The 16,059-nt window shown below is 53.4% G+C and carries 12 protein-coding genes and 4 tRNA genes; 7 read left to right on the top strand and 9 right to left on the bottom strand.

Annotation, left to right across the window (positions count from 1 at the left end; all coding sequences use genetic code 11):
- Window positions 1-128 precede the first annotated feature (128 nt).
- From CZ787_RS05050 to CZ787_RS05040, 3 genes are all read left to right on the top strand, one after another.
- Window positions 129-1,631 carry a metal-dependent hydrolase family protein gene (locus CZ787_RS05050; RefSeq protein ID WP_087106811.1) on the top strand — a complete coding sequence of 501 codons (1,503 nt, stop codon included), beginning with the start codon at window positions 129-131 and terminating at the stop codon, window positions 1,629-1,631.
- Between the two features lie 466 nt (window positions 1,632-2,097).
- The gene (locus CZ787_RS05045; protein ID WP_087106809.1) at window positions 2,098-2,571 is read left to right on the top strand and encodes a copper chaperone PCu(A)C; all 474 of its coding nucleotides are present in this window, start codon (window positions 2,098-2,100) and stop codon (window positions 2,569-2,571) included.
- Window positions 2,572-2,593: 22 nt separating this feature from the next.
- A complete protein-coding gene (locus tag CZ787_RS05040; RefSeq protein WP_087106807.1) occupies window positions 2,594-3,172 on the top strand; it encodes an SCO family protein in 579 nt (192 codons plus the stop codon).
- Between the two features lie 142 nt (window positions 3,173-3,314).
- On the opposite strand, the gene CZ787_RS05035 is transcribed toward CZ787_RS05040, so the two are convergent.
- From CZ787_RS05035 to miaB, 6 genes are all read right to left on the bottom strand, one after another.
- On the bottom strand, window positions 3,315-3,653 hold the full coding sequence (locus CZ787_RS05035) for a hypothetical protein (protein ID WP_087106805.1): 339 nt from the start codon (window positions 3,651-3,653) through the stop codon (window positions 3,315-3,317).
- Window positions 3,654-3,719: 66 nt separating this feature from the next.
- On the bottom strand, window positions 3,720-5,192 hold the full coding sequence (lnt, locus tag CZ787_RS05030) for an apolipoprotein N-acyltransferase (RefSeq protein ID WP_087106803.1): 1,473 nt from the start codon (window positions 5,190-5,192) through the stop codon (window positions 3,720-3,722).
- A 37-nt stretch (window positions 5,193-5,229) separates the two neighbouring features.
- Window positions 5,230-6,117, bottom strand: coding sequence for an HlyC/CorC family transporter (locus tag CZ787_RS05025; protein WP_087106801.1), 888 nt, complete (start codon window positions 6,115-6,117; stop codon window positions 5,230-5,232).
- Between the two features lie 170 nt (window positions 6,118-6,287).
- Complete coding sequence (gene ybeY / locus CZ787_RS05020) at window positions 6,288-6,752, bottom strand: rRNA maturation RNase YbeY (protein WP_087106799.1); 465 nt, start codon at window positions 6,750-6,752, stop codon at window positions 6,288-6,290.
- The gene (locus CZ787_RS05015; protein WP_087106797.1) at window positions 6,749-7,840 is read right to left on the bottom strand and encodes a PhoH family protein; all 1,092 of its coding nucleotides are present in this window, start codon (window positions 7,838-7,840) and stop codon (window positions 6,749-6,751) included. Before CZ787_RS05015 ends, ybeY begins: the two co-directional genes overlap by 4 nt.
- 87 nt (window positions 7,841-7,927) lie before the next feature.
- Window positions 7,928-9,271 (bottom strand): tRNA (N6-isopentenyl adenosine(37)-C2)-methylthiotransferase MiaB, encoded by a 1,344-nt coding sequence (gene miaB / locus CZ787_RS05010; protein WP_087106795.1) that lies wholly within the window; start codon window positions 9,269-9,271, stop codon window positions 7,928-7,930.
- Window positions 9,272-9,454: 183 nt separating this feature from the next.
- Between miaB and CZ787_RS05005 the strand changes: the two genes are divergently transcribed.
- From CZ787_RS05005 to CZ787_RS04995, 3 genes are all read left to right on the top strand, one after another.
- Window positions 9,455-9,530: transfer RNA gene (locus tag CZ787_RS05005), tRNA-Asn, on the top strand.
- Between the two features lie 46 nt (window positions 9,531-9,576).
- Window positions 9,577-9,652 (top strand) — tRNA-Asn (locus tag CZ787_RS05000).
- 46 nt (window positions 9,653-9,698) lie between these two features.
- Window positions 9,699-9,774: transfer RNA gene (locus tag CZ787_RS04995), tRNA-Asn, on the top strand.
- Between the two features lie 276 nt (window positions 9,775-10,050).
- On the opposite strand, the gene CZ787_RS04990 is transcribed toward CZ787_RS04995, so the two are convergent.
- The gene (locus tag CZ787_RS04990) at window positions 10,051-12,138 is read right to left on the bottom strand and encodes a carboxy terminal-processing peptidase (protein WP_087106793.1); all 2,088 of its coding nucleotides are present in this window, start codon (window positions 12,136-12,138) and stop codon (window positions 10,051-10,053) included.
- Between the two features lie 137 nt (window positions 12,139-12,275).
- On the opposite strand from CZ787_RS04990, the gene CZ787_RS04985 reads away from it, so the two are divergent.
- On the top strand, window positions 12,276-13,580 hold the full coding sequence (locus CZ787_RS04985; RefSeq protein ID WP_087106791.1) for a M18 family aminopeptidase: 1,305 nt from the start codon (window positions 12,276-12,278) through the stop codon (window positions 13,578-13,580).
- 72 nt (window positions 13,581-13,652) lie between these two features.
- Here the strand turns inward: CZ787_RS04985 and CZ787_RS04980 are convergent.
- Both CZ787_RS04980 and CZ787_RS04975 read right to left on the bottom strand, forming a co-directional pair.
- Window positions 13,653-13,729: transfer RNA gene (locus CZ787_RS04980), tRNA-Met, on the bottom strand.
- Between the two features lie 75 nt (window positions 13,730-13,804).
- Window positions 13,805-15,994 (bottom strand): cation:proton antiporter, encoded by a 2,190-nt coding sequence (locus CZ787_RS04975; RefSeq protein WP_087106789.1) that lies wholly within the window; start codon window positions 15,992-15,994, stop codon window positions 13,805-13,807.
- Window positions 15,995-16,059 lie beyond the last annotated feature (65 nt).

The raw sequence follows: 16,059 nt of genomic DNA, 5'->3' as shown, positions 1-16,059 counted from the left end.
AAACGCGGTATTCTGACATCGCTGAATATTGCATTATTTGCTTTTTGTTAATTATCATTAATTTGTAGTAATTCGCCCAGTATTATACAAAAAAACTATCCTTCTTATTTTTTAGCGAGGTGCTAACAATGCCGCCTACTACCCGTTACTCATTAGCACCCGCGTTTACCGCACAGCATCGTCCTGGAGATAGTCCTGAGAATAGCCATGGGGCTTGTTGCTGTGGTTCACCCGTTTTACAGCACTTTCATGAGCGCGTTATGGCAGAGATTGCTCGCCGCGAAATGCTGGGTGGGTCGGCAGCGGTCATGGCGCTTTTTGCAGGTGTGCATACGCCCCACGTGGTTGACCAGCCCTCAAAATCGCATGACGGCTCTGTGCTACTCACCAACTTAAAGCTTTTTGATGGAAGTGGTGGCCCGTTGCGGGATGGCGTATCCGTTAAGGTAGAGGATGGGCGGGTCAGCGCTATTCTTGAAGGTAATGCTGGCGCCGAGTCCGGGGACGTTATCGACTGTGATGGGCGCGTGTTGATGCCTGGCTTAATCGATGCGCATTGGCACTCCACGCTAGCCGCTATTACACAGATGGAAGCCATGAGCGCGGATATTGGTTACATCCATTTGGTCGCCGCAAAAGAGGCCGAGCGAACGCTGATGCGAGGGGTTACGTCTGTCAGGGATGTGGGAGGGCCGTCATTTGCACTGAAGAGAGCCATTGATGAAGGCATCGTAAACGGACCCCGGATATTTCCCGCAGGCGCCATGATTTCCCAGACATCCGGGCACGGTGATTTCAGAATGCGGCACGAATTGCCTCGCGGTAGTACAACCCCGCTAAGTTACACGGAGCAGCAAGGGGTCGCCATGATTGCTGACGGTGAAGATGAAGTGCTTAGGCGCACGCGTGAGCAGTTGATGCTGGGGGCTTCTCAAATAAAGCTGATTGCGGGTGGTGGCGTCGCGTCATTTTATGATCCGCTCGACAGTACTCAGTTTAGCGAACGCGAGCTTCGCGCAGCGGTTGAGGCAGCCGGTGACTGGGGCACTTATGTCATGGTTCATGTCTACACCTCCCGGGGTATTCAGCGTGCTCTGCGGGCAGGCGTACGCTCAATTGAACATGGTCAGTTGGCAGATGAAGAGACCGTTCGAATGATGGCCGGTGAAGATGTGTGGTGGAGCCTTCAGCCTTTTCTACAAGATGAAGATTCCAACGTTTACCCGGATGCTGCACGCCGAGAGTCTCAGCGACAAGTCGCCGAAGGAACGGTTCGCGCGTATGAAATGGCCCAGCGATTTAACGTTAAAACTGGCTGGGGAACGGATATTCTCTTTAATCCCCAAAAGACCCCCAACCAGTTGCACCACTTGGCTAAGCTAACGCGTTTCTACGACCCGTTGACCGCATTGGCCATGGCGACGGGGCGTAACGGAGAGCTACTTTCTCTCTCGGGGGCGCGTAATCCGTATCCGGGAGTGCTTGGGCGTATCGAGCCTGGCGCGCTAGCCGACCTGCTGGTCGTTGATGGGGACCCAAGCAAAAACCTTGATTTCCTCAAAGATCCAGAGCGTAACTTGCGCATGATTATGAAAGCTGGGCGTGTTTATAAAGATTGTTTGCAAAAATAGCCTGTAAAGATCGTGTGTCAATATCGATTTTAAGTGGTTGATCGGTTGTTTTTATGTGTAATAAATCGTGCACTGACCACTTTTTTGGTCATTAATAAAAGAGTTGGTTTTAGGACAACCTTGCTGGTTTAAATGTTTTTAACGCGGTAGTTGGGGTTTTAGCAGGCCCCACGTCTATTTCCGGCCTTAAGGAGATAGGCGTTGAAATCTTTTTTTTTGGGGCTATTTGCAACCGCCGTTCCCATGCTTCTGGCGCCCTCTTTGTGGTAAACACAAACCGCGATTTAGCCGTGTTCTCGCATAATATCGGCAGGTCGAGGGTGCTGTCATAATGTCGCAGGTGGGTTGTAGAACACCTGGATGGCGCTATGGTAGCCAAAGATTAATAACGATATGCGATAGGCCGGTACGTGCGAGCTTGGCGCGTGTGCCGTTTAACCGCGTTGATAAATGGAGCATCGAAGTAATGGCGAACAAGGCACTGAATGTCACGGCCCAACGAGTGACTCAGCGGCTGGCGTTAAGCGCGTTAGCACTGCTATTAACGGCGGGCGTTGCGCAGGCGCAGACGCAGACGCTTGAAGTAAGCAATGCTCGGTTAAGCCTGCTGCCTGGTAACACGCCCGGTGCGGGTTACTTTGAGCTTTATAATACGGGCGATGAAGCCGTCACGCTGGTGGGCGCTAAAAGCCCTGCTTTTGATAGTGTTGAAATACATGTTAGCTCCGAGCACGACGGTATGGCCCATATGCACGAGCTTACATCGATTGAAATTGCCTCAGGCGAGCGTTTTGAGTTTGCGCCTAAAGGTCATCATCTGATGTTTATGCGCCGCGTTGAGCCCTTAAACATAGGTGATGACGTTGACGTGGTGCTTGAGTTTAGCGATGAACAGCAACTGCCCGTTACCTTTAATGTTGTCTCTCCAGCATCGATGTAAAGGCCAGGAATAGGAACCCTATATGTACAAGTTGTTGCTCGCCGCGTTGACGTCTCTTTTACTGGCTGGTTGTAGTGACCAGAGCTGGCGTACCACCGACGTTGCCGACATTATGCCGTCGCTTGATTTTTCACTGGTGGATGATAACGGCGACAACGTCCAAGCTGATGAATATCTGGGTAAGCCAACGCTTGTCTATTTTGGCTACACGTTTTGCCCCGATGTTTGCCCAATTACCCTGGCAAGATTAGGCGATGCGATCAGACAGCTGGATGATGAGACGCGCGACGAGATTCAGGTGCTGTTTATTTCGGTCGACCCGGCGCGTGACACGCCCGAGGTGCTAAAGCGCTATACCAATGCCTTTGGCCCTGAGTTTACTGGCTTAACCGGCGATAAAGCCGACATTGATGCGATCACCAACCGTTACCGCATTGCTTACGAATACGGTGAAGAGAATGAGAATGGTGACTACCTGGTAACACACTCAAGCGCTGTTTTTGCCTTTGATCGAGAGGGGAATGCACAGTTTCTGGTGCGGGATAGCCACCCGATAACGGACGTTCAGGCTGATATCAAACGGCTGACAGAAAAAAGCTAACGCCGCTTGGAGTAGCCCCAGGGAGCTAAAGTAGGCAGTAGACGTAGGTAGAGAAAGTCTGTAGCAAAAAAGGGGCGACTGATGATCAGTCGCCCCTTTTTATATGCCGTTTATTTGGCTAATGCCTGGCAACGAAAGCGATTTAGCAGACGGCAGAGAGGCCGCAGCGCGACTTGTACAGACGAGAGTTAATATCCAGTTCGATATTCTCACTGTCTTTATCGTAGAAAAAGGAGGCATAGCCATTGTCAGAAGAGGCTGTGCGATAGAGGCCGCAGATGCCATAACCATACTGCACTTCCTGCAGCTGCGAGAGCTCAATATCATGGGATGTACCCAGCTTTTTTGCCAGTGCATGTTGAATGTCATCGCCAACATGGCTGTCAGACATAACCTGGCCACCGAAAATAGCGCCCGCCAGCACGACAGTAAGTGCCAGCGGCATCACGACAAGTAGTAAAAAAGGGCGAGATTTGAACATAGCGGTATCCCTATGCCAGCCAGAATCAAAAAAGTGTCCTATTGTAGCGTGTCATGTTGAAGGTTCCTACCGACCGCGACAACGTGTCAAGCGAAGGCCAGGTAGCAGCATTAGCCCCGCTAGTAGCCATGCAGGCCAGCTCCCGGTGCGGGTAAAAGGCGTTAACCCCTCCATCGCATAAAACTCACCCACTAACGCTGTCGTTTCAAACTGGGGCGCTTGAGCAACGATGCTTCCGTGGGCATCAATAATCGCTGTAACGCCGTTACTGGTGGCGCGTATTACATAGCGACCATTTTCAAGTGCTCTAAGCCGTGCCATTTGCAAATGCTGGAAAGGGCCAATGGAGGCGCCAAACCAGGTGTCGTTGGAAACCGTCAGCAGCACATCGCTGTCCTGAGCACGACGTGCCACAAGCTGCGGATAGATGATTTCGTAACAGATCGCGTTGCCTAGGCTAACGCCGGAGGCCTGCATGGGCGCCTGATGCGATGCGCCTTTGGTAAAGCTCGACATCGGCAGATCAAAAAAATCGATAGCACCACGCAGCACGCTTTCAAGCGGTAGGTATTCGCCAAAAGGCACCAGGTGCTCTTTTTGATAACTGCCTTCAACGTTGCCAATGCCCACCACGCTGTTGTAGTAGCGGTTAGCCTCATCCAATTGAACGATGCCTGTCACCAAGGCAACGCCTGGCGGAAGGTTGGCCTGAACGCGTTCCAGAACCGGACGTGCCTGAGTTTCCATCATGGGAAGCGCGGTTTCTGGCCAGATAATTATGTCAGCCTCATCGGCGACTTCAGCGGTCAGTCGGCTGTAGGTATTCGCTGCGATGCGTTGGCCGTCTGGCGTCCACTTTAGCAACTGCGGGAGGTTGCCCTGAAGTAAAGCAACCCGGGTAGGTGTGCTGGAAGGGGTGGTCCACTGTGCAGGCAAGGCCAGCGGTATCAGCCAGATTGCCAGTAACGGAGCCAGAGCCCACCACTGGCGGCGCAGAAGCACGTTAGCCGCCAGTGTGCCGCTAAGCACCACCAGCAGGGAAAGTAGGTAAACACCGCCAATCGGTGCCCAGCTTGCCAAGGGTGAATCGACATAGCCTGAGCCCATTAGTAGCCAAGGGAAGCCTGTGAACAGGTAGGTGCGCAGCACTTCACCCAGCACCCAGGCACCGGCAAACGTTAGCCATGCCAATCGGGGAGTGGTAAAGCGCCGGTAGAGCCAGAAGGTGCCTGCATAAAAAAGGGCCAGTACGGCGACAAAGAGTGCGGTAAGCAACGCCGCCAGCGGTACGCCGGTATAGCCGTAATCATGAATGGAGATATAGACCCATGAGGCGCCGCTGGCAAAGAGTGCAATGCCATAGAGCCAGCCTTTAAGCGCCGCCTGGGCAGGCGTTAGGGTATGGATCCCTACGTAAAGCAGGGCAATCGCTACCGGGCCAAGCCACCATAGTTCAAATGGTGAAGCGGTTAGCGTGGTAAAGCCGCCCGCAACCAGGGCCAGTAACAGTTGAAGCATAAAGGCGGGTGTTGACCCCATGAAATATCCTGTCAATACGTGGTTAATCGGTAAGCAGCTAGTCGTTTTTTTGAGGTTCGAGGCTCTCGCCATCGCTTTCACGATAGGCCTCTAATAAGCGGATGCGCCGGTTATCAGCATTCAAGATGACAAAGTGCCAGCCACCGAAGCGAGTATGCTCGCTGCGCCCGGGCAAATGACCAAATTGCTGCATCACCAGACCGCCCACGGTATCGAATTCATCATCAGAGAATTCGGTGCCAAAGCGTTCGTTAAAGTCTTCGATGGGGGTGAGGGCGCGAATAGCAAAGTGGCCGTTTTCCAGCGTGCGGATATCGTCCTCTTCGTCGGTATCGTGCTCGTCTTCAATATCACCCACGATTTGTTCAAGAATGTCTTCAATAGTAATAATGCCTGCAGTACCGCCATACTCATCTACCACAATTGCCATGTGGTTGTGTGTATCACGAAACTCTTTGAGCAGGCTGTTAAGCCGTTTCGACTCTGGGATAAACATGGCCGGACGTAGAACATCTTCCAGTTTGAAGGCGTCCCGGCTTTCCTGGGTTTGCGACAGTAAAGGAAGCAAGTCTTTTACCAGCAATATCCCTTTAACATCATCCAAATTCTCGCCAATCACAGGATAACGGGAGTGACCGGTTTCTTGGATAAGCGGTAAATAGCCATCACGCGTTTGGTCTAGCGTTATGGCCGATACCTGAGAGCGGGGTATTAATACTTCTCGGACCTGTTGATCGCTAATTTCAAGCGCACCTTCAATAATCATGATGGCGTCCTGATCCAGCTTCAGTTTCCCAGCGGTATGGCGTAAAAACGTCATCAGTTCAGCGCGTGAACTGGGTTCGTCGGTATCTCCGGTAAGGGCGCCAAAGAGTTTCTCGAGCCAGGATTTTTGATTAGGATTGCTCGATCGGTCTTCGCTCATGCGTCAAATCTCTTGTTTACGGGGCAGACAGGTGTCGTAACGTGCCTAAATCTAGTATCAACAAAAAACAGGGTGCCAACAAGGCGGTGTCCCCTGGTCCAGGGCGCTATGTTGCACTATGCGTCTCGCTTTGCATCAATGAACGGTTTCTTCCCTGCGCGTTGTAAGTGTCATGGCACATGGTAAGGGTCAGAGATGCCCAGCTCAGCAAGCAGCGTACGCTCTAGCTGCTCCATCTCTTCTGCTTCCTCATCTTCAATATGGTCATAGCCCATTAAATGAAGCGTGCCGTGAACGACCATATGCGCATAGTGATGCGCTAAAAGCTTCTGTTGCTCGCCCGCCTCTTTTACCACAACGGCATGACAAATAATCAAATCGCCGAGCAGCGGTAGTGTGAGCCCTGGCGGGTTTTCAAATGGGAACGATAGCACATTGGTGGGTTTGTCTTTGCCGCGATAATCGCGGTTTAAGGCTTGGCTTTCTTGCTCGCCCACAAAGCGGATCGTAAGCTCTTGGCGCTCATCATCCGGGTGATGAGAAAACACACAGCCCACCCAGTGGGTGAGCTGTTCAAGCGTGGGCAGCAGTGGTTCATCAATAGCGGCCTGTCGATCAATCACGATATTGTTCAACGTGATGTATCTCCCCATCGTTCCTGAGGCTGTTCACGCCCCTGAAGGCGCGCCTCGCGTTCTTGCTGGCGCGCTTCACGGAGGGCGCGTTCTTCCACTTCCTGCTGCGACTCGAAGTCGTCGTAGGCCTCGATAATGCGCTGGACCAAGGGGTGACGTACGACATCCTTGGCGGCAAAGTGGGTAACGCCGATGCCAGGTGTATCTTTAAGTACGTCAAGTACTTGGGACAAGCCAGAGCGCTGCCCACGGGGAAGGTCGACCTGGGTGATATCTCCGGTGATCACGGCCGTTGAGCCAAAACCGATCCGGGTCAGGAACATCTTCATTTGTTCAGGCGTGGTGTTTTGGCTCTCATCCAAAATGATGTACGAATTATTCAGCGTACGACCGCGCATATAGGCCAGCGGCGCTATTTCAATCACTTGGCGCTCGATGAGCTTGGCTACTTGTTCAAAGCCGATCATCTCGTAAAGCGCGTCGTACAGCGGGCGCAGGTACGGGTCGATCTTTTGGGCCAGATCACCAGGCAGGAAGCCGAGCTTTTCTCCCGCTTCAACCGCTGGGCGTACCAGCAAGATGCGACGCACTTCCTGCTGGTTAAGCGCTTCAACCGCTGCCGCCACCGCCAGATACGTTTTACCGGTACCGGCCGGCCCGATACCGAAGTTAATATCGTGCTCGCGGATGCTGGTGACGTAGCGCTGCTGGTTCAAACCGCGCGGCTTTATCATGGTGCGCGGCGTGCGCATTACCACGTCATCGGGGTTGCCTTCTCCGTCCTGCTCATCTTCTAGCGCTTCCAGGCCAGACTCTTGCAGAAACAGGTGCACGGTATCTGCCGAAAGATCATCCACTGCCGTTTCGCGATAGAGGTGCTCAAGCACGTTAGCCGCCGCTTTGATGCGGTTGGCAGCACCGGCCAGCTGAAACATATTGCCCCGGTTGCGCAAGGTCACGTCCAGGCGACTCTCAATCAGCTTTAGGTGCTCGTCCTGCTGGCCACATAGGCTGGCAAGCCGCTGTGGGTCATTGGGTTCAAGGCTTAGGGTAATAATGCGATTGGCCTGAGGTGATGGCTGGCTCAAGAGTAGGAAATCCGTCAGTTAATGTGTGTAAACACCCAGCTTACTGCCCCAACCGGGTTGGGGCAATTACCTAAGATAATATAGCGGTCAGTAACGCTCGGGGGAGGCGAGTTCGCCGCGCAGTGAATTGGGGAATGCCTCGGTAATTTCAACATCCACAAAGTAGCCGATCAGCTCGGTAGGGTTGGCGGCACGGAAGTTAACCACACGGTTGTTCTCCGTTCGCCCAGAGAGTTGGCCGGGGTCTTTTGGTGAAAAGCCGGTGACCAAAATGCGCTGGGTAGATCCCACCATGCGGCGGCTGATCTGCGCCACGTTTTGCAGAATACGCTCCTGCAAGATAGCCAAACGCTGCTTCTTGACGCTTTCTGGGGTGTCATCGGGCAGGCCAGAGGCAGGCGTGCCGGGGCGTGCTGAATAAACAAAGCTAAACGAGTGGTCAAAGCCAATGCGATGAATAAGATCCATCGTGGCTTCAAAGTCCTCCTCGGTTTCACCCGGGAAGCCGATAATAAAGTCCGATGAGAAGCTGATATCCGGACGGTTGGCGCGCACGCGCTCCATCTTCTCAATGTACTCTTCGGCCGTATGGCCACGCTTCATGGCGCTTAGAATCCGGTCGGAACCCGATTGCACCGGCAGGTGCAGGTGGCTGACCAGCTCCGGGATGTCTGCAAATGCATCAACCAGGCTATCGGTGAACTCAACCGGATGCGAGGTGGTAAAGCGTATGCGGTCAATGCCGTCTACTGCAGCGATGCAGGCAATCAGCTCGGCAAGATCAATTTCATCACCGTCGTCGTTGTCGCCTCGGTAGGCGTTAACGTTTTGGCCCAGCAGGTTGACTTCGCGCACCCCTTGATCGGCCAGATGAATAACTTCATCCATGACCTTTTCAAACGGACGAGAGACCTCTTCACCGCGGGTATAGGGCACCACGCAGAAGGTGCAGTATTTGGAGCAGCCTTCCATGATCGAGACAAAGGCCGTTGCGCCATCTGATTTAGGCTGGGGCAGGTGATCGAACTTCTCTATTTCCGGGAAGGTTACATCGACCGCGGCAATTTGATTGTTGCTGCGCGCATCCAGCATGGAGGGCACACGGTGCAGCGTCTGCGGGCCGAAAACCATATCCACGAAGGGTGCACGCTTGCGCAGCGCTTCGCCTTCCTGGCTCGCCACGCAGCCGCCTACGCCAATCACCAGGTCCGGGTTGGCGTCTTTTAGCTTTTTCCAGCGCCCCAGCTGATGAAACACTTTCTCCTGCGCCTTCTCACGAATTGAACAGGTGTTAAGAAGGATAACGTCAGCTTCCTTCTCGTTGTCGGTGAGTTCAAGCTGGTGAGATTCACCGAGCAGATCCGCCATACGGGAGGAGTCGTACTCGTTCATTTGGCAGCCGTGCGTTTTGATGAAGAGCTTCTTCGCCATCGGTACCTGTCGTCTATGGGTCGTCGGGGGACGAGGAATGAATGGGGTATCGTTTTAGCAGCGTAGGCTACTGTTGAATAATCCTATTATACGGGCACAAGAAACCGGGGGCTAGCATTCCCCAATAATCGATACTTGACCTTGGCCTCTAAATCCGTATACTACGCACCGTGTTTGAGAAGTTCCTCGATAGCTCAGTTGGTAGAGCAAATGACTGTTAATCATTGGGTCACAGGTTCGAGTCCTGTTCGAGGAGCCAACACTTTACAGGTTGGTTCTGCTTAAAACACAATAGCTTAAGATGTTCCTCGATAGCTCAGTTGGTAGAGCAAATGACTGTTAATCATTGGGTCACAGGTTCGAGTCCTGTTCGAGGAGCCAACACTTTACAGGTTGGTTCTGCTTAAAACACAATAGCTTAAGATGTTCCTCGATAGCTCAGTTGGTAGAGCAAATGACTGTTAATCATTGGGTCACAGGTTCGAGTCCTGTTCGAGGAGCCATCTACTTGCCTTTTTAGATTCACAGTGTGCTTCCGTGCCTGGTTCTGAAAAGCGTGCAGCGGTCTGTTTTCTAGCTCCCCTGATTTTTATTACCTCTTCAAACCTTTATTACCTCTTTAAGCCTTTATCGTCTCCAGGTCGTTATTAACCCCTGTAAAATTATTGGCCCCGCTGCCTAACGGTATTGGGTTGATTTCGTGTATCTGGCGGGTCAGAAGTCATGCGTAAAAAAACGCCGACCTAAAAGGTCGGCGTCATACAGCGATCAATGGTTATTTAGCGTGTCGCCATTCGCTGGGCTTGTTGAAATTGCGCGTAATCCAGCAGGATTTCTGCGGCTTCTAGTACGGGAGCGCGATCAGCGGGCATGCCTTCATCCTCTCCGTTTTCGTCAGCATCGTCACTGGGCTCGCTGCTTTCCAGGCGTGCATCCATCCACTCGTCTAGTTCTGGCAGTTTGAGTGCCCGGCGACGCTGGTTCTCTAGCGAAAGCTGCTCGGCCTCTTGGGCCTCAAGCTCACGCTGGCGCTGCTCGCGGTTCAGGCTCACGCTGGTGTGCTGCTCACGTAGCTGGCGGGCCAGCGTGGACTGACGCTCAACATAGCGGAAGTTGGGGTTCTCTTTGGCGCGCGCTGCGTGTTGGGTGCTCAGTGCGTCCATAAAGGTTTCCGGCGTTCCGTAGCGACGATACTGAACATCTTGAACCGTATCCCAGCCAAGGGCGTTATCCAGGCTGCTTTCTCCGATCCGTTCTGGGTCGATTAAGCTAGGGAAGCTAATGTCAGGCTCAACCCCACGGTTTTGCGTGCTTTTACCGGTGATGCGGTAAAACTTGGCGCGGGTCAGCTTGATCTGCCCATGGCTCAGGTCGTTCAGCGTTTGTACGGTACCTTTGCCAAAGGTTGATGAGCCTACTACCAGGCCGCGACCATAGTCCTGAATAGCGCCTGCAAAGATTTCCGAGGCAGAGGCGGAAAGACGGTTAACCAGCACGGTCAGCGGACCATCGTAAAGTGTGCCTGCGTCGGTATCGCCGTACAGCTGAATGCGCCCTTGAGCGTCACGCACCTGTACGGTGGGGCCTCGGTCAATAAACAAGCCAATCAGCGAGTTGGCCTCTTGAAGCGCGCCGCCGCCGTTATTACGCAGATCCAGCACAATGCCTTCTACGCCTTGCTCTTTTAAACGCTCGATTTCACGGGCGACATCGCGAGTGGTGCTGCGATACTCCTCTTCGCCCGCCTGCCAAGCGTCAAAATCAACGTAGAAAGTAGGAATGTTAATGACCCCAATGGGATGGGGTTCGCCGTCTCGCTCAACGTTGATCACTTCGCCATGGGCAGCCTGGTCTTCAAGGCTTACTGTATCGCGGGTGATCTCGACAATATGCGAGCGGGTCATGTCCACCGCTTGGGCGGGCACGATATCCAGGCGGACGACGGAGCCTTTGGGGCCACGAATCAAGTCAACGACATTGTCCAGGCGCATGCCCACAACGTTGACCATTTCGCCATCTTCCTGGCCGACCGCAATGATGCGGTCGGCAGGTTCCAGGACATCTGCACGGTCAGCGGGGCCGCCGGGCACCAGGCTTGCCACTTTCACGTATTCGCCATCGGCCTGAAGCAGCGCGCCAATGCCTTCCAGCGAGAGGCTCATTTGGATGTCAAAAGACTCGCTTTGGCGTGGTGAAAGGTAGCCAGTATGCGGATCAATCGTGCTGGTGACCGCTGCCATTATCAAGCCGAAGACATCTTCTGATTCGGTTTGGCGTAGTCGGCTAAGCTGGCCTTCATAGCGCTGGCGCAGATTGTCGACTATCTGCTCGTCATCCTGGTCAGTAAGCGCGAGCGTTAGCGCGTCATTTTTTAACCGCTTGCGCCATAGCTCATCAAGTTCGCTCTCGCGGGTGGCCCAGGGAGCATTTTCGCGATCAATTTCCAGGCGCTCATCGCTATCAAAGTTAAACGATAGGCCTTCATCAAGACGTGCAAGCAGCCATTCAACCCGCGCAATATTACGTTCGCTTAGCTGGTTATAAAGCGCGTAAGCATCATCCAAATCGCCGTTAAAGAGTGCTTCAGCCATATCATTTTCATAATGGCGGTAGGGCTCTATGTCGCGATTCAGTAAATAAGCGCGTTGACCATCGAGGATATCCAGGTAGCGTTGGAAGGCCTCCTGTGACCACTGCTCATCAAACGTTATGTTGGCGTAGTGGCCGTAGCGGAGCGCATCCGCAATTTCTACTGCCGCTTGGCGTTGTTCGTCGGTCGGCGCAATTTGTGCCATAACTGCCGGGCTGGTAACGACCAGCATCACGGCAAGGGCGACCGAGCGCGAAAGCGTTGCAAACAAGCTCATCAGTCAAGCTCTCCCGGATTTGTGTACACTCATTCTTCCCTAGACCTGCTTGTGACCTATGTGTTGCGTAGGCCAGGGGGCATTGTAGCAGGTCGTTTGCTCTGTGAGACTCAATCATTACTGTTATGAGGATTTCCATGTCCGAAGCTTTCAACGCCGATCGGCTAACGCGGTTATGTGATTTTCTACGCCAGTCACCCACACCTTGGCATGCAACGAAGGCAATGGCCGAACGCTTGGAGAAAGCAGGTTTTCAGCGTCTCCATGAGACGGCTAATTGGCAGCTGGCGCCTGGGCAGCGCTATTACGCTACGCGCAATGATTCTTCAATTATCGCCTTTCAGTTGCCAGGCGATACGCTGAAAAGCTTGCGTATGCTGGGCGCGCATACGGATAGCCCCGGATTGCGCTTAAAGCCCAATGCCACACAGCACTCTGCAGGTTGGTTACAGCTTGGCGTGCAGGTGTATGGGGGCGTACTGTTGGCACCCTGGTTTGACCGTGATTTAGGATTAGCCGGGCGAGTACATGTGCGCCATGCGGACGGGCGGCTGGAAAGCCTGCTGCTGAATGTTGACCGGCCTATTGCGATGGTGCCGAACCTGGCAATCCATCTGGATCGCGACGTGAATTCGGGCCGTGCTATTAATCCGCAAACGCAAATGGCGCCGGTACTGCTGCAAAGCGATAGCACCAAGCTTTCTGAATTGCTAGCCGCTTGGCTTGAGGAGCAGCACGGTGTGCGCTCCGTTGAGGTGGTGGATTTTGAACTGGGTTTTTACGATGTGCAGCCGCCTTCGCTCGTAGGTGTTAAGCAAGAGCTCATCGCCAGTGCGCGGCTGGACAATCTACTCTCCTGTTTTATTGGCATGGAGGCCTTGCTCGAAAGTGATGGTAGCCAGGGGGCGTTGTTAGTGGCGAACGACCACGAAGAGGTGGGTAGTGCGAGCGCTTGTGGTGCGCAGGGGCCGTTCTTGGGCGATGTGCTTAAGCGCATCAATGCACAGGTAGGAGAGGGCAGCGAGGAGTCGCTGATCCAGTTGATTCAGTCATCGTTGATGATTTCCTGTGACAATGCGCATGCGTTGCATCCTAACTTTCGCGATAAGCATGATGAGCAGCATGGCCCAGCCATTAACGGCGGCCCGGTTATCAAGGTGAATGCCAGTCAACGCTACGCCACCAATAGCGTAACCGGTGCGCTATTTCGTGATGTGTGTCGCGAAGCCGACGTGCCGGTACAGTCGTTTGTGACGCGGGCGGATATGGGCTGCGGTAGCACCATTGGGCCGATTACGGCGACAGAGCTTGGCGTGCCTACGCTGGATATCGGCGTGCCACAGTGGGCCATGCACTCTATCCGTGAAACGGCGGGTACGCGTGATGTGGAATACCTAACCCGAGCATTGAAAGTGTTTCTGAATCGGCCGGCGCTTGGTTGATGCGCACTAGATAACGCCCAGCAACGAAAAAGGCCCGCTGACTAAGTCAGCGGGCCTTTCGCTATTCGGTGTTGGTGGCTACGCCCTGATTTGAACAGGGGACCCCATCATTATGAGTGATGTGCTCTAACCAGCTGAGCTACGTAGCCTTTCAACGGGGGCGTATATTAACAGCTTTTTTCCGCTCGTCAATATTTTAACGTAATAAGCGCTATGCCCAGTAGTTACTCGTTGTCTTTTTGAGGTTGTTTGTCTGGTGGCATTACGTTGGGTGGGGAATGGCTCTTCCCTGGTGGCTTGTCAGTGAGTTTGTGAGGGGGCTTAGGTGAGGGCTCGTAATCGTGCCCGGAAAGGCTGGGCCGCTCTGTTGCCTTGTGCCAAATGCGATGTAAACCACGCTGTATATCGTCGAAAACCTCTTGAGAGATTAAGCGGTCTTCTACCATTTCTTCCATGCTTTCAGCACTTCGGCGCAGCGCATAAAGGCGTAACATGCGTTGCTCAAGTTGATAGGCGTGACGACCAAACTTTGCTTCCGTCTCACGTATCGCTTGGTCGACAGCGCTGATCCTTACATTGAGCACCTCATCAAGTAATTCAGCCATGCGCTGACCGAATAGCGGGGTTAGCCGCTGCGTAGTGTAATGACGCAACTCTTCTAGTACCGCCCTGTGGCAAATTAATAGCTCAAAGCGGTTAGATAGCAGACGTGTCAGCGGCCAGCGAATCCCCATATGCTGGTGAAGAAAGGTACACAGCTTAACCCCGCGAGTGTGTGAGGTTATTTTTCGTGTTTCTCTGTTATAACCAATGCGGCCCTCTGAGCGAGCCGCATCAATGGTTCTGCCGCTGGCGCGCATCATCGTATCCAGGTTATGGATACTGGTGACGCCGTTTCCGTAGCGCGGAATCAGGTCGCGCTCTCGAACAGCCAGTGTCACCAGCGCAATTGCCATACGGTCTCGTTCTGGTAGCGCTTGATCAAGCTCGAAAGGGGCCGTTTCGATGGCCATATCACGACGAAATTTAGCAATGACATCATCGGTGATGGAGGGGTCAATGTTGAAGTTCTGTGCCGTGCGCTGTACCGCGCTTTCAACCTCAATGGTCGAAAGATGAATAGCCTGTTGCTGAAGCGCTTTATCATAAGGGTTTAGCTTATCAAGCTTTAGCTTGCGAATGACCGCCTGAAGGCTGGTTCCATTAACCAATAGGCTGAATAGTACAAAGCCGGTGGCCAGGATAGCGACAAAGTGGCGAACATCTGCTGAAAGCGCTGTTTGCTCTGCAACGCCAAGCGCTAGTACGAGTGTGACTGCGCCACGTAGCCCGCCCCAGGTGATAGCCAGCTTATAGCTGGCGCTGATCGGCGTTGAAAGCTTGAGTCGATTCAACAGCGGCAGAAAGCCAAATAGAACGATGAGGCGTGCCAGTAAGGTCGCCAGAATAATCGTTACGAGTAACGGTAGCCACGCAAGAGTCATCCCTTCCAGCATTTTTGGCACTTGCAGCATGGCGAGCAAAAACACCATGGCACCCGCGACGGAGGCAATTTGCACCCAGAGAAGTTGCAGGTATTCCCAATTGGCGGGCGACGTCCGCGTTCTGCCTAAACCATTGAGTACCAGGCCTGCGGCTACGACGGCGACAACCCCCGAAACACCGAAACTTTCGCCCAGCAGGTAGGTGGGGTATGGCAGAGAAAGCGTGATGGCTATCTGCGCTTTGCCATCGTTACCGATAAGAGCGAGCGCCTCTGCACCGATACGCCCGATGATAGCGCCAAGGATCAAACCGCCACCCAAGGATAACGCTAGCATCCCGGCCACCTGTAGCGCAGTGGTAGGGACATGGTCGGTAAGTGAGGCGAGTAGCACGCTGACAATCGCGATTGCGGCCGCATCATTGAGCAGGCTCTCGCCTTCTACTAGACGGATTAGCCGTGGAGGTGCTCCAACGCTACGAAAAATGGCAATGACGGCGGATGGGTCAGTTGTCGCGATGACAGCGCCAAGTAACAGCCCAACAGGCAGCGCTGCTGCGCCTAGCAGCCATATAGACAGGCCCACCATACCTGTAGCAACGAAAACAGCCACTACCGCAAGGAGTAAAATAGGCGCTGCATCAGGCACCATTTCACGAACATCAACACTGAGTGCTGCCTGGAATAACAGCGGGGGGAGAAAGATCCACAGATATATTTCAGCAGGCAAGGATGCTGATAAGAGAGGGTCAAAGAGATCTATGGCAGGCCACAATGTCGACAGGGTAGCGTAAGAGAGCCCCAGGGTGATGCCTGTTAACGCCAGCAGCGTCGCTTCAGGAAACGCCGTACGTGCAGAGAGCCGTTGCACCAGCGCAATGATTATAAGCATCAGGCTGCCAAGTAACAGCACTTTGTACAGTGTTTCCATAGGTATCAGCTTCCGGTTGAATAAGCTCTGATGCCTCAGTATTAGTCGGCTGGTCGTAGGATGCC

Source organism: Halomonas citrativorans, from assembly GCF_900163645.1.
Lineage (GTDB): Bacteria > Pseudomonadota > Gammaproteobacteria > Pseudomonadales > Halomonadaceae > Vreelandella > Vreelandella citrativorans.
Note: the sequence above shows the minus strand (reverse complement) of the source record. Positions and strands in the feature narration are given on the sequence as shown.